This window comes from Sulfurovum iocasae, assembly GCF_047716765.1.
Taxonomy (GTDB): Bacteria; Campylobacterota; Campylobacteria; order Campylobacterales; family Sulfurovaceae; genus Sulfurovum.
The window spans coordinates 1,540,349-1,554,671 of the sequence record NZ_CP180410.1 but is presented as its reverse complement, the minus strand read 5'-3'; the positions used below and the strand labels follow the sequence as shown (position 1 = coordinate 1,554,671).

Genomic DNA, 14,323 nt, shown 5'->3' with positions numbered 1-14,323 from the left:
CCTTTTATCTTAAATTTACCAATGAATATTCAATCCGAGCAACGGACCATATTGTGTAGCATCATAAGCATAGGCATTTAACCCAGTTTCATCATTGTTATAGTCATAACCCATAGCCTTATACCCAAAGAAAACAGAACCCCAGTCGTTGAATGTGTAATCTGCCATCACTGAGGCATTCCAGACAAAATCTGATCCTCCCGCACCGATATCTGCACGGCTGAGCAAGAGCCAGTTATCAGAGATCGTGTAGGTGTTGCGCAATCCGACAAAACCATCTGTCCAGTTTTCACTAACATCGAGCAATTCGATGTTCGCAGGCTGCAGTGTCGTTTTTATCTTTTGTTGAGTATAACGCAATCCTAAGAGACCTTCCCATTTGCTACGCTCACTCCGACTGAAGGTATAGGCAGTACCGAGTTCAAACAAATAATTCTTATAATCGATATCCATTGAAGCTGTCGGTGTAATATCCTGTGTAGGGTCCAGCTCGACGTATTGTAATTCACTGAAATAGGTCCAGTCTCCTTTAGTGGCTTCAAAGTGAAATGTAGCGACCATGTTAAGATTGTCCAGGATATCACCAAAATTCAATACAAGCGGTGTGGTTACTGGCCCGATAGTGGAGTCACCATCGATATGCATTCCCCAGAGGAACATTGGCGCAAACTGAAACTTCCACTCATCGCCCACAGCCTCTTCAACTACAATAGGTTCAACGGGTGCTATATCACCACCTGCCATTAATACATTCCCAGCTATTGCTAAAAGTGAAACTGAACTTACTATTTTATTCATTTTCATTTTTATTCTCCTTCTTAATAGTATATACTATAGCATAATTATAACATATAATTAAAAATTGAATATATAGAAAATGGGAAAATATTACAAGTTTTTTATATTTATATTTTTTCTATTAAAATATAGAAAATAACTAAAATTATGTGCTATAGTTACAGATAAACATGAACTTTTAAAGCATATATATGGGCATAAGGAACTGTAATATGATACACAATAAAGACATTATATTTTCACTGCAAAAGATCACCATCTCCATACTCTTAGTGTTGTGTTTTGCAAGTTCTACACTTCAAGCTGCGGAAGAAGAACAAGAGGTCGCACTGGAGCTTTACCCTCAATGGTTATCTCAGGAAGATTATTCAGTACAGGGCAATATAGGTATCGAGAAAGATTTTCGAAGTGATGACTGGGTGGAATATTATGCAAAGCCTTCAATTGCCTATGCCCTTGATGGGAATTGGGCTCTACATGGCGGTTTGGGGTTTTACTATACTGACTATAAAGCAAGTGATAATAATCTTGAGATCAGACCGTTTCAAGGAATTAGTCATTTTCACCCATTGACTGAAAAATGGAAGTTGAGCACCTATTTTAGAGCAGAAGAGAGATTTCAATATAATACCAATACCTGGGACAAGGAAACCACTCTTCGACTGCGACTTCGTTTTCGTACAGACTACACATTTGATCCACTTTCAAAAAAGCACTCCTGGCATAAACTTACACTTGGCGTAGAGGGATTTAGAAGCAATAATGATGATCAGAATAATACGGATATTCGGGATAACTATACGTATGAATCCCGTGTTACATTCGGCCTTGAACGAAGTTTAAGTGAGCAGAACAAATTACGTTTTGAACTGGCATGGAAATACCAGGTGCCACCCGGTGATATATCAGAATCCTCAGTAAACACTTTTTATTTCAAGATACAATACTATCCAATTTGGGGAGAAGTATTGAGGAATAAATTATTTAATAGAGGGATAGATGAGTAGTGGACAGATCTAAAAAGTCAGTATCCCAGTTCTGATGTTCCACGTCAGAATACATATCCCTAACTTGAATGAGTATAGTATTTACTGTTCTTAAAAATGGAATATGAACCAAACAGCTTATTTCCAAAACCTTATAAAATATATAACTTTATAAGGTTTTCTCCACACTTCTAAAACCTATACATAACGCTATAGCAACAAACCTTATATTCTATGTTAGATTATAAGGTTTTCATGAAGTGAACATGATACGTTATAAAAAAAATGAAAGTGAGAGTATAAATGAAGAGATAAAGAGTTTCAAGCCTTTAGATAGAGTATAAAAACTCAAAATAAAGGCTTAGTGTAACGCTTTAAGAAAGAAGTAGCTTCTTTCTTAAATATAAAAGTAAACTAATCGTTATGCATCAGGATTAACTGCTGTTGCAATGTTTGTTATAGTTAGTTCACCCACCTCAGAATGAACAACTGTCATTCCACTTTGTAATTCCCCAATAAACTCAAAAGTTGATGTATCATCTGGTGCGGGGGTTGCACCTTCACCTGTACAAGTTGTTTGAATTGTATTAGAAGGTAGCAAAGTCCAGCTACCGTTACAGAAGTGTGTGTCGGAATTTTCTTCATAGTAACTGTCTGATGCAAATGTTGCAGTCATAGATCCTTCACTTCCAGAAAATGTAATATTTTTCCCTGACACAAAAGATTCTAATGTCACTGGAGCAGGTGTAGTCTCAGGTGTAGTCGCAAACGAAGCAAGTGTCTCATCTAAGTGCGCTTGTGCTACTTCTTCGGATACAAGTACTGTTACATTTGGTAGAGCATCTGCCATTAAAGCATCAAAATCAGGATCATCTAGCTTTATATCAACATTATCCAATGCTGTGAAGTTGTCAGGTATAGTAAGAATACCATCAGTCGTATGATCATCAAGAGTTTGAAGCAGCTGTGCTAAATTTATAATTGCTGTCATTGAACCTAAATCCATATCATAAGGTGATTTAATAGGATTATTCCAAGCATGGTCACTACCTATCACATAACTTCCCAAAGAAAACTCTACTAGATTGCCCTCATTACATGTAAATTCACCTTTATCGTTGGTGACACCTGAGCCAGTTAGTTGATTTACTTCTCCATCTAACATTCCCGTACAAGTATAGTTCAACCCCTTTACATAGGTATCAACAAACTGACCTGTAAATGTTTCAGAAACATAATCACTCTCATCGTCCGCGTATTCTTTCGCGAGCTCTTCCACGCTCGAACAATTGACCAAAACTAAAGAAGCAGCGATCGCAGCCATACTAAGTTTGTAAACTTTACTCATTTTTTTCATTTTTTTCCTTTAATATAATTATTGCGACGATATAATACCTTTTGCTGTATTTTTTGTCATTATCAAATGATAATAAATATTCACAAATACCAAAATAAACAATAATTAGCATATATACCTAATAGTGAAAGAAGAATCATGCAAACATTTAGAGAATTTATAGATACAAAAATTGGTATCAGTGATGAAGAATGGGAATTATTGGAATCATCAATGAAAATTAATCATTATAAAAAAGGTGAAATGATTAGCTTAAAGGATGATATTTGGACAGATATTATTTATATAAATTCTGGTCTTATTCGTTCGTATATTATCAATGATAACGGAAAAGATTTTACTCGACAATTATACTTTAATACAAATGAATCAGATACGGCAAACTTATTTGTTATAGATTATACCAGTATGCTTACACAAACACCATCTAATCGTGGTTTTGAAGTATTAGCTGACAGCGAAGTATTTGTCTTTTCGAGAGAAAATATCTATACACTATATGATTCATATAAAAAATGGGAACATATAGGTCGCATAATGGCAGAATCAGCCTACATAAATATGGATACATATTATTATGGTTTATTAACAAGAAATGCAAAAGAACGTTATGTTTATCTTAAAAAAACAATGTCAGGACTTATAGATGATACACCACAATATCATATTGCCACTTATTTGGGTATCACTCCCGTATCTTTATCTAGAATTAAAAAAGAACTAAATGCAATTTGAACTTAAAATCATTAAATCTCATTAGCCAATTGGAATTCTATATAAATAAACAGCACCTCACTGAACAATGCAGTCAAACCTACACCTGTGACACATAAGAATATTTATGAATTAGATTATTATAAATAGATGAAAAGAGAAAAATGAAAACCTTATAAATATATAACTTTATAAGGTTTTACTGGAGTCATACAAATGTACTTTTATTTTTAAACAAGGTGTATTTTGCTATAAATACATCAATAAAAGAGAAAAGTAGATAAACTTTAAGGTTTGTCCACTTTTGCATGGATTGGAGAGAGATGAGAATACTAACTGTAGGTTTCAGTGATGAATACGCTAAACAGCTTATTAAAGAATTAGATGAATATTTTATTTGTATTGTAGATAATGCAATAGATATATATGATGCAACAAACTTTACAGACTTTAGACACTATGAACTCGTAATCATTGTGGATGAGGGTGTAAAGCTTTCACTTGAACGTTATGTAAACGAAGTGAAAAAGAAAAAAAGTGATACAAAGGTCATAATACTTACAGATGATTCTAAACAACAATCTTATTTCTACGCTTTAGGTGTAGATGATGTTGTTTGTCAACACTGTGAGCACCCAGATCTTGTAGCTGCAAGAGTGTTGGCAAATATGAGACATCTTTTTGGTACACAGATCACTATTGATAAACTTATTATAGACATTGCAAATAAACAGATAGCATACAGAGAAGACACTGTTTCACTTAATGGTAAAACATTTGATATCCTCGCATACCTTGCACTTCGTAAAAAAAGAGTTTTTTCGAAAGATGAAATCATTAATGCACTTTGGCCCGAACCAGAGTATGTGAGTGATAACACTGTTGAAGTTGCAATTAACCAAATTAGAAAAAAGATTAAAGATATCCTTGGATTCCAAGTTATTCATACAGTTAGAAGACGTGGATATAAATTCTCATACAATCAATAAGACACATTTCTATAAAATAGCTTTAAACAACGCTCTTTAGGGCTTTTTACGCTTGAGTTCTGTTATAATGACTCTATCTTAAAAAAAGGAAGAAGAATGACAAAAGCAGATTTTGTAGAATTAGTACAGAAAAACGGTGAGTTTGAAACTAAGGTAGCAGCAGAGAAAGCAGTAAAAGCGTTTATCGATTCAGTAACAGAGGCACTTGTTAAAAAAGAATCAGTATCTTTGGTAGGTTTCGGAACATTCTCTACAGTAGAAGCAGCAGAGAAGAGTGGTAAAGTTCCAGGAACTGATAAGACTTATACAAAAGCAGCACATACAGCTCCTAAATTTAAAATGGGTAAAACACTTAAAGACGCAGTAGCGGGTAACTAAGTTTAGCCTTTCTAGTCTACTGTCTTCGGACAGTAGATAATCTTCATATATACTTCTCTTTAGTTAATTTAAAAAAGCATTTTACAGATATTTATTATCTTTAAAAACAAGAGCCAAATATCTTATTTCCTAACCTTATAAAATATATAATTTTATAAGGTTTTCTCACAACATTTTGAATAACTACATACCGCTATAACGACAAACCTTATATTCTATGTTAGATTATAAGGTTTTCTTCGTAGAAGTAATCCGATGGTATTTGAATAAGCATTTACCTTACTTGTTTACCTATAAAAAATATAAGAATTTAAATATACAAAATACAACCAATTCACTAAATGGCGGGGTATTCTCTCCGATGAAAATGCTGATAAAAATTCATAGAAGATTAAACAAGTCTTTAAAGTTGAAAATGGTGGATAATTATTTGGTTAGATATAAGAAAAAAGAATGATTCAGCACCTAAAATTAATTATTAAGTCTTATGTCGGCAATATTGACGATGAAGACTACGAATCAATCTACTATCCAAAATGTGACAAAAGGGTGATCAGACGGCAAGGACATATCGGGCAGTATGTGACCAATGAACTTGATGAAAACGGCACCTACCCGCCTTGCGGCTATTCTCTTGAAGGGGTATGACATTGAGTATATCAAAAGCCTGATTTTAAGGTTTATCTGTGCGTCAAACTTTGTGAATACGATCTTGTAAATTGCCCTTAATCAAATAAACAAACGTTTTTTTAGAAATTTAACGTTTTTTTAGAACAAAAGATATTTTTGCATTAATACGGTATTTGATAATTTTATTATCATCTACCTTTGCCTCCATGTTTTCTACATAGATCGATTTAATGTTTTTTATACTTTTTGATGCCTCTTTTATTGCATTTTTAGCTGCATCATCCCAGCTTTTTTCTGATTCGGCAATTACTTCGATTACTTTTACAATTGACATTTTCAACTCCTTTGGGTATTTAAGTCCATTATATGCTTTTATAAATTAAAAAATTATTAATTTAAGATTTTAAATTTTGGCACAGAATAACGAATCTAACAAAGACATAATGCTTATAATCTTCTATCTCTGCTTTCTAGTGGGCGAAGATGGCCAAGATGCCGATTGAAGCCGATACTTATAGCCAACCTGATTGGCCAAGCTCTCCAATGAAGCAGCTGGAGTCGCAGGTATATTATTTGAATGGATACAGAAAATAAGTATTGTATCTCCGGAATTTATCTTCTACAAACAAGCCGTTCTCTGGCAAAAGAAAGCAGCAGAAAAATATTTCACGGAAACTTTTTACTGTTAATTCTTTTTCCTACTCCAATACTGATAAAATGCTCCTGGTAAGCTTGCTGAAACAGTTTTCTTGCCTTATCACCGGTGCAGTGGCAGGGACCCACATAGCGTACGCCCAATTTTTTCATATCTGAGATAATGGTGTCAACTTCGCTTCTGCTTTTGCTCATCAGGTGGAATCCTCCTATAACAAGCAGTACTTCATCATCAAACATCTCTTTTGCTCTTTTTACGATGTTGACGACACCGGGATGGGCGCATCCGGTTATGATGACCATCCCATTGGGAGTTCGGATGATCAGCGATTGCTCTTTTAATCCGGGACCCATTTCTCCGGTTGAGTACACCTCTTCGAAAATTTCTACCGATTCTTTTACCTCGATAATATGTGCACCATATTGTTTTGTGTGATCCTTGAAACTTTCAGGAAATGATTCGGGTATATAAATCATAACCTTGTGGTTTTTTTGCAAGAAACTATACACTCCGCCAATATGATCGGAATGTGCATGGGAAAGCACCAGGATATCCACTATTTCAGGATCTATGCCCAACTTCTCCATATTTTCCAGCAGGATACTTCCATCTGCACCTGTATCGAATAAAACAGTTTTTTCCATTCCCTCGATCAGGCATGAAAAACCCCATCCGGTTTCCAGTCCCTTTTTGTAAGGATTGTTGTCAAAAACGACGGTGATGATCGGACCATCCATTTTTTCTCCCTTCTTTACAGCATAACACTCCTCTGCTCCGAACTAAAGCACTACTAAAAACAATACAGAAGTAAAAACAGCTTTTTTACTATTATAGCAGCGCATTCAGGACTCCTCCGACCAGCAAGGTAGCAACAACCATAATAGCGGTGGCTTTGATCAGATCCCTGGCACCCAGCTCTTTGAATAAAACCACAAAAGTCGCAACGCAGGGGAAATACATGGTCAACACTACACTGGCTACAATAAGTTGTCCCATATCAAGCCCAAGCGGCAGCAGCATACCCACAGCCACATCTTTTCTCAGAAAACCTACGATCAAAGAAGCGACCGCTTCCTTCGGGAGCCCCAAGATGCCGACGATCAGAGGAGCAGCCGCCTCGCTGATCCATTCTATAATCCCAAAAACATATAAAATGTTTACAATGAGCACCCCTAGAAGTACAAAGGGGATCGCTTCGCTCAAAAAACTCCGCATCCGCATCCATAGTTTCTTTGCCAGGCTCCCAAGATATGGGATCCGATAGGGAGGGATCTCCATAAACGTCTCAGGTGTTTCGCCTTTAAGCCCCTTGTTGAGCAAAAACCCCAGCGTAAGCCAAACGATAAAGAGTGTAACAAAATAGATTCCTAACCCCTTGATACCATAGGGTCCCAACAAGGCAAATACCATGGCGGTTTGCGCCATGCAGGGTACGGCTATAGCCATCAGGGTCGCTGCAATAAAGCGCTGTTTTCTGGTTTCGAGTATCCTGGTGCTGAGTGCCCCCGGAACATTGCATCCTAATCCAAGAAGCATTGGAATAATTGCCAACCCGTGCATCCCAAGCCTGTGCAAAACCGCATCAACCAGGGTTGCCAGCCTCGGTAGATAGCCGCTGTCCTCCAAAATGCCCAGTACCAGATAGAAGGCAAACACATAGGGCAAAACCATAGCAAGGGGAACATACAGACCGGTTGTAAGCAGTCCCATCGATTGTATATAATCGATCTTCCCTTCGATTAAGGTTCCGACCAATACATCATGGATGACACCGCCTTTCCCCAGAATATCACTCAAACCGGTCACTACAGGAAGATAGAGTTTAAACAGAGGATCGAACAGATAGGCGATCAGATTTTCGCCGACAAACCGTACCACCCAAAAAACAAGCGCCAGAATCAACAGCGTGATCGGGATACCTGTCAGCGGCTTAATGCTCAAATCCTCAAGATTTTCCAGAAATGTATGTTTTTTCAGGGTGACTTTTTGGACGCACTTTATGATCTTTCCGATTTCACTCCATCTGGACTCTTCACTGTATCTTTTTTCATGAGCTTTGGCTTCATGGAGTCTTGAGACAAGCTCTTTTATCCCCTCTCCCGTTACAGCAACCGCCGGTACAACCGGAATATCCAGATGGGTTTCAAGTTTTTTTACATCGATATTAATACCCAAATGTCGGGTTTCATCCCAAAAATTGAGTACAACAATGACAGGAATATTTCGCTCCAGTAACTGAAGAGTTAGATTGAGATTCCGCTCCATATTGGTAGCATCCACCACATTAATGACCAGATCCCCCTCTTTCAGCATATTTACCGCAACTTCTTCTGCTTTTGAAGTAGGCTCCAGCGAATAGGTTCCCGGTACATCGATCACCTCTACCATTTGGTCATCGAGTTTCATTTTTCCTTTTCTGAGTTCGATCGTCGTACCGGGATAGTTGGAAATCATAACATCCACACCGGTCAGCCTTGAAAATATGGCTGATTTTCCAACATTTGGATTTCCCATAAGAAGTATTTTCATCTTCGGATACCCATCTATTTTATTCAGTTTCCAATGGCACTACGACTATTTTCTTTGCCATATTTATGCCGATGGCTGCTTCCGTATTGTCAATTTCAATGACAATAGGACCGTGAAGAGGCTGTGCAGTTATTTTCCTGATAGTTTTTCCTATCCTTATGTTTAGCGAAGTAAGTTTTTTTTGGAATTCTACTCCGCCATCCAACCTCTTTATAGTTGCTTTTTTTCCTGATTCTAAATCAAAGAGTGTTATTTCCATACTTTCCTCTTAAGAGTTGATATATATTAATCATACTACAATAAATATAAGAATATTGGGGTCAGGGATAAAAAAATTGATACATAAAAGGAAAGAACACGAATTGATGAAACCTATTGAAGGAAAGAGAATATTGGTATGCGGCAAAGGAGGCAGCGGAAAGAGCACGATTGTTGCCTTAATGGCTGATGTTCTGCAAAAAAGAGGATACGAGACACTTGTTTTAGACGGTGATGCTTCCAATCCCGAGGGGCTGATCAGACTGATGTTTGGATTGGGAATCAATAATGAACCTAAGCCACTTCTGGAATTTTTTGGAGGACTTGATGTTGTCACCTGTCCGGTGGATGACCCTTCACCGCTTACAAGAACTGATGATTCAGTGCCTGTACTGGAGAAAAGAATAGATATTGCTCGGGAGATTCCGTCTGAATATTACATCAAAAAGAGAGGGATCAGCCTGTTTCAGGCCGGAAAGATAGAAACATACGGCCAGGGTTGTGATGGACCCGTAGAAAAGGTAGTCAGAGATTTTATGGTACAGGGAAAGTGGGTAAGCCTCATTGATATGAAGGCGGGAATCGAGCATTTCGGACGAAAGATTCCCGATACCATGGACATGATACTGGTTGTCCTTGATCCTACCCTCGAATCTGTTTCCATTGCAAAAAGGATAGAAGGTTTTTGCAGGAAAACGAAAATGGAAAACTTCTGGTTGATTTTAAATAAAATCAGCTCGAAAGAGATGGAATCAATGATAATGGAGAAATTGGGAGAGTTGAAAAGCAGAGTTGTCGGGTCGGTATCGTATGATTCTGAATTGGTACAAAGAGAGCTTTCAGGTGGATCTCTTATCACAGGCATGCCACGTAAGGATATTGAGCAAATTGTAGATGGATTAGAAAATCTGTCTTTAGGTAAAAAATAACATTTAGTTATACGATCAGCAGGAGTAATATAGTATGGAACATACCTTTTGGATCGCCTTTGGAGCCAGTCTGCTCGCGGCAACAGTAACAACTCTGGGTATTTATACTATCCGTCACTTTAAGGTATGGGGAGAAAAGAATAGTATCTACTTTATCTGCTTTGCTGCAGGTGTGTTGATCTCTGTCTCCTTTTTGCACATTATCCCCAAAGCTTTTGAAATGAATCCGAATGCCCCGATGTTTCTGCTTATCGGATTTTTAAGCATGCACCTCTTTAACCGTTTCATTACCGCCTTTGTCTGTGAGAAAAGGCCTGAGAGTCATTACAGTATCGGACTGACCCCTATGTTGGGTATCGGTATTCATTCATTCATCGATGGCTTTGTTTACTCCATTACCTTTACCGTCAGTATATTTACAGGCACGCTGGCTGATACAGGTATGGTGTTACATGAATTTCCCGAAGGTATCATTACCTATCTTTTGCTTCTGCGCGGAGGTTTTAGCGAGAAAACAGCGCTGCTCCTTGCCTTTTTCGCCGCTGCCTTGACAACACCTCTGGGAATGCTTGTCTCCTATCCCCTCATAAGCCAGATAGATAAACCACTTCTTGGTATTTTGCTGTCGCTCTCTGCTGGAGCACTGGTCTATGTCGGTGCGACGCATCTTTTGCCCCAGGCAGAAAAGGAGCATGCAAGATTTAGCTTGATCGCTCTGGGGGCAGGTATCATAGTGGCGATCTTGATCGTCTTATCCAAGTAGATGGAACTTGATAATGACTTTTTTTATCTCAAAACTACTCGAAGAGGTGTATAGACTCCAATGCAAATAGAATGGCTACTTGAGTATAACCCGGTATTACTGGCACTTTTTGCAACACTGTTTACATGGGGCGTTACTGCACTCGGTGCTTCTATGGTTTTTTTCTTTAAAAGCATTAATATCAAAGTGTTAAATACTATGCTTGGTTTTGCAGCAGGCGTCATGATTGCTGCGAGTTTCTGGTCACTTTTGGCGCCTGCGATAGAGATGTCAGAAGCAAGCGGAGAGACAGCATGGTTTCCTGCTGTAGTCGGTTTTTTGGCAGGTGGTGCTTTTTTACTGTTGGTCGACAAGATACTGCCTCATCTTCACTTGAATCTCCCGATAGATAAAGCAGAAGGCATAAAAACATCATGGGAGCGCAGTATACTGCTGATACTAGCAATTACTTTACACAATATTCCAGAAGGACTGGCTGTCGGGGTTGCATTTGGGGCATTGGCAAGCAATGCGGATGTAGGAGTGCTCGGGGGAGCAATTGCACTTGCCATTGGTATCGGCATACAAAATTTTCCGGAAGGCGCTGCAATCTCTGTTCCTTTAAGGCGTGAAGGATTTTCACGATCAAAGGCATTCTGGTATGGGCAACTTTCCGGTATCGTTGAACCAATTGCAGGAGTCATAGGTGCTTACCTGGTCATCACAATAACCCCACTGCTGCCGTATGCACTTTCATTTGCTGCAGGAGCCATGATATTTGTGGTAGTAGAAGAACTGATTCCTGAATCACAAACCGGGAATGAGACTGATTTGTCAACGATTGGAGCAATGTTGGGATTTGCGGTTATGATGGTACTTGATGTTGCTTTTGGATAAAAAAATCTTGTTGAAAAAAACCGACCTTCTCAATAGTATTCACCTTTTACGGGACAACTTTCTCACATAATAGAGATGGTTATCATATTCCAGCTCAAGCAGTTTCTCTTCATCGATCAGATCAGTAACGATATCCCAGTTATTGTCTGCTCTCTCTAAAAATGCTTCTACAGCTTCTTTTCTCATAGGATGCACAGACGTGATACTCAAAATATCTAATTTCGCATTGCCGGTAAACGCAAAATCATCACCTTCATATCCGATGATCAACTCTGTATCGATGCCGTGGTCGGTAAATATCTGATACGCCATCGTCAATACCTCTTCCCCAGGTGCTTTGACCCACTCCTCGGCCGGCGGTCTGGTTGGAATGGAGATGTAGCTTTTCGTCGGTTCTATTTTTTGTAAAAAAGCTGCTATTTTCTCTAACTCTTCCTTGGAATCATTTACCCCCTCAACAAGCATTGTCTCGGTAGCATAAAAACCTTGAAATTCCGACTTGAAATCGATCATCCCCTTTTGAATATTATCAAGTTTCAGACTTTTATTGGCACGATCAACTTTATGCCAGACGTGTTCAGTAGCAGCATCGACTTTCAATGAAACCCAATCCGCTTTGCATAGATCTTTGCGTACATCTTCTCGCCAGATCAATGAAGCGTTGGAGATAACAGCAATTTTTATACCAAATTTATGAAGTGCTTCGATCTCATCACCAAGATTGATATCGAGTGTCGGCTCACCATCGGGTACAAAGGCGAGATAATCTATCGTCTCGTTTTTCTCTTTTGCAGCTTCTATACGCATTTTGGCCGATGCGACTAGATTATCTACTCTATAAAAGGATGTTCTTTCAATTTGATTGTGAAGCGTTTTTCCCAACTGACAATAGACGCAGGCATAGGAACAGATTTTTGCAGGAATATTATTGATCCCCAGACTTCTTCCCAGTCTTCTTGAGGGAACGGGTCCGAAGCTTAATTTTTCTAAATTTTCTATTTTCACTATCAACTCCATCATCCTGGTACCGTTTCCACTAAGTATCACCAGTTAACCTATAGGTTAATTTCCAATTCTTTGTGAATGCCCATGAAGCAAGCACTTGAAGTATTTTAAGCAATTCTATTGCATCATCCGAGTTTAATTATTTTTCTATATTATAACAATCAGTCGCATAATTCGGGTTTATGGAATGACCCCAAAAAACTAGACAAAAACTAATTCAGTAATTCGATAATAAAAGTGAGTAGAATCATTTCATAGAATTATAGGATTAAAAATGGCAAGACGAACATATACAGAAGATTTTAGAATAGCAGCAGTCAAACAAGTCACAGAGAATGGGTATGAGATAGCAGATACAGCCCATCGATTAGGTGTGCATCCAGATTCATTAAGAAGCTGGATCAAAAGATTAGAGTCCCCAGAAGCCATAGAGAAAAACAAAGCTGTAGAGTCGTCAAGCGCAGAGATAAAGAAATTACAAAAAGAACTCAAACGGGTAAAAGAAGAACGTGATATATTAAAAAAGGCCGCGGTGTACTTTGCAAGCCACACAAACTAAAATACTCTTTTATTAAAGAGTATAGTCATACTTATACAGTAGATAAAATGTGTAAAGTAATGAAAGTGCACCGAAGCGGATACTACCAGTGGCTAAATCAACCCATTTCCAATAGAGAGTTTGAAAATCAGAAGTTACTAACCCATATAAAAGAGGCATACAAAGAGTCCAATGGTGTATATGGTTCAAGAAATATACATAAGGATTTAAGAGAGCTTGGTATTCATGTCAATAAAAAACGTGTGGCAAGATTGATGAGTAAAGCTAAACTCTATGGTGTAGGCACCTATAAACGTAAACCCTATAGCAAAGCTGGATCAGTTCATAAAGCACATCCTAATTATCTGAAACAATGTTTCATCGTAGAAAAACCAAACGATACATGGGTAAGTGACATCACATACATTAGAACTAAAGAAGGATGGGTTTATCTAGCTACTGTGTTAGATCTCTATAGTCGAAAAATAGTAGGTTGGGCTACAGGTCATAGGCAAACCACGCCTTTAATCATAAAAGCTCTTAAAATGGCTACAACAAGACTTAACAATACAGACAGCGTGATACTGCATTCGGACCAAGGAAGTCAATATAGCTCGTATGAGTATACAAAACTTGCAAAAGAGCATAACATTATCTTGAGTATGAGCAGACGTGGAAATTGTTATGATAATGCAGTGGCAGAGAGCTTTTTTAAAACACTCAAAAAAGAGTTAGTTAGAAAGCAGAACTTTGAGACAAGAGAAATTGCAGCATCCAAAATATTTGAGTATATAGAGATGTTCTACAATGCCAAAAGACGTCATAGTTATTTAGGCTATATCTCACCAAATGAATTTGAAAAAAGGTATAATATTGAGACTTCATAAAATTAGGTTTTTACTGAATTGGTAAGTGTCT

General features: G+C 37.9%; 15 protein-coding genes. 8 read left to right on the top strand and 7 right to left on the bottom strand.

Translation table 11 applies throughout. From position 1 onward, the window contains the following. Positions 1-15: 15 nt before the first annotated feature. Positions 16-804, bottom strand: coding sequence for a hypothetical protein (locus ACLHDG_RS07600; RefSeq protein ID WP_415405599.1), 789 nt, complete (start codon positions 802-804; stop codon positions 16-18). A gap of 206 nt (positions 805-1,010) precedes the next feature. On the opposite strand from ACLHDG_RS07600, the gene ACLHDG_RS07595 reads away from it, so the two are divergent. Beyond that, positions 1,011-1,805, top strand: coding sequence for a DUF2490 domain-containing protein (locus ACLHDG_RS07595; RefSeq protein ID WP_415405597.1), 795 nt, complete (start codon positions 1,011-1,013; stop codon positions 1,803-1,805). A 400-nt stretch (positions 1,806-2,205) separates the two neighbouring features. Here the strand turns inward: ACLHDG_RS07595 and ACLHDG_RS07590 are convergent, their stop codons facing one another. Next, the gene (locus ACLHDG_RS07590; RefSeq protein WP_415405595.1) at positions 2,206-3,132 is read right to left on the bottom strand and encodes a hypothetical protein; all 927 of its coding nucleotides are present in this window, start codon (positions 3,130-3,132) and stop codon (positions 2,206-2,208) included. Positions 3,133-3,279: 147 nt separating this feature from the next. Here ACLHDG_RS07590 and ACLHDG_RS07585 point away from each other — a divergent pair, with 147 nt between their 5' ends. The 3 genes from ACLHDG_RS07585 to ACLHDG_RS07575 all read left to right on the top strand — a co-directional run bounded on the left by ACLHDG_RS07585 (position 3,280) and on the right by ACLHDG_RS07575 (position 5,222). After that, complete coding sequence (locus ACLHDG_RS07585; RefSeq protein WP_415405593.1) at positions 3,280-3,876, top strand: Crp/Fnr family transcriptional regulator; 597 nt, start codon at positions 3,280-3,282, stop codon at positions 3,874-3,876. Between the two features lie 302 nt (positions 3,877-4,178). Continuing rightward, positions 4,179-4,844 carry a winged helix-turn-helix domain-containing protein gene (locus ACLHDG_RS07580; protein WP_415405591.1) on the top strand — a complete coding sequence of 222 codons (666 nt, stop codon included), beginning with the start codon at positions 4,179-4,181 and terminating at the stop codon, positions 4,842-4,844. 96 nt (positions 4,845-4,940) lie between these two features. Then, entirely contained in the window at positions 4,941-5,222 is a 282-nt protein-coding gene (locus ACLHDG_RS07575; protein WP_415405589.1) for an HU family DNA-binding protein, read from the top strand. Between the two features lie 757 nt (positions 5,223-5,979). On the opposite strand, the gene ACLHDG_RS07570 is transcribed toward ACLHDG_RS07575, so the two are convergent. From ACLHDG_RS07570 to ACLHDG_RS07555, 4 genes are all read right to left on the bottom strand, one after another. Beyond that, positions 5,980-6,186: a dodecin family protein gene (locus tag ACLHDG_RS07570; protein ID WP_415405587.1), complete on the bottom strand. Its 207-nt coding sequence runs from the start codon at positions 6,184-6,186 to the stop codon at positions 5,980-5,982. 332 nt (positions 6,187-6,518) lie between these two features. Beyond that, on the bottom strand, positions 6,519-7,244 hold the full coding sequence (locus ACLHDG_RS07565) for an MBL fold metallo-hydrolase (protein WP_415405585.1): 726 nt from the start codon (positions 7,242-7,244) through the stop codon (positions 6,519-6,521). A gap of 91 nt (positions 7,245-7,335) precedes the next feature. Beyond that, on the bottom strand, positions 7,336-9,036 hold the full coding sequence (locus tag ACLHDG_RS07560) for a FeoB small GTPase domain-containing protein (RefSeq protein ID WP_415405583.1): 1,701 nt from the start codon (positions 9,034-9,036) through the stop codon (positions 7,336-7,338). A 19-nt stretch (positions 9,037-9,055) separates the two neighbouring features. Next, positions 9,056-9,295 (bottom strand): FeoA family protein, encoded by a 240-nt coding sequence (locus tag ACLHDG_RS07555; protein WP_415405581.1) that lies wholly within the window; start codon positions 9,293-9,295, stop codon positions 9,056-9,058. A 133-nt stretch (positions 9,296-9,428) separates the two neighbouring features. Between ACLHDG_RS07555 and ACLHDG_RS07550 the strand changes: the two genes are divergently transcribed. From ACLHDG_RS07550 to ACLHDG_RS07540, 3 genes are read left to right on the top strand one after another with little or no spacing between them, the layout of a single operon-like run. Beyond that, positions 9,429-10,223 carry a hypothetical protein gene (locus ACLHDG_RS07550; protein ID WP_415405579.1) on the top strand — a complete coding sequence of 265 codons (795 nt, stop codon included), beginning with the start codon at positions 9,429-9,431 and terminating at the stop codon, positions 10,221-10,223. 34 nt (positions 10,224-10,257) lie between these two features. Beyond that, on the top strand, positions 10,258-10,986 hold the full coding sequence (locus tag ACLHDG_RS07545) for a ZIP family metal transporter (RefSeq protein WP_415405578.1): 729 nt from the start codon (positions 10,258-10,260) through the stop codon (positions 10,984-10,986). Between the two features lie 60 nt (positions 10,987-11,046). Further along, positions 11,047-11,862: a ZIP family metal transporter gene (locus ACLHDG_RS07540; protein WP_415405577.1), complete on the top strand. Its 816-nt coding sequence runs from the start codon at positions 11,047-11,049 to the stop codon at positions 11,860-11,862. 39 nt (positions 11,863-11,901) lie between these two features. Here the strand turns inward: ACLHDG_RS07540 and ACLHDG_RS07535 are convergent, their stop codons facing one another. Next, positions 11,902-12,909, bottom strand: coding sequence for a radical SAM protein (locus ACLHDG_RS07535; protein ID WP_415405576.1), 1,008 nt, complete (start codon positions 12,907-12,909; stop codon positions 11,902-11,904). Positions 12,910-13,141: 232 nt separating this feature from the next. Between ACLHDG_RS07535 and ACLHDG_RS07530 the strand changes: the two genes are divergently transcribed. Next, positions 13,142-14,292, top strand: a protein-coding gene (locus ACLHDG_RS07530; RefSeq protein ID WP_415405575.1) for an IS3 family transposase whose coding sequence is annotated in 2 segments (ribosomal slippage) — positions 13,142-13,385 and positions 13,385-14,292 — 1,152 coding nt in all. Because the reading frame shifts where the segments join, the coding sequence is not laid out codon by codon here. Positions 14,293-14,323 lie beyond the last annotated feature (31 nt).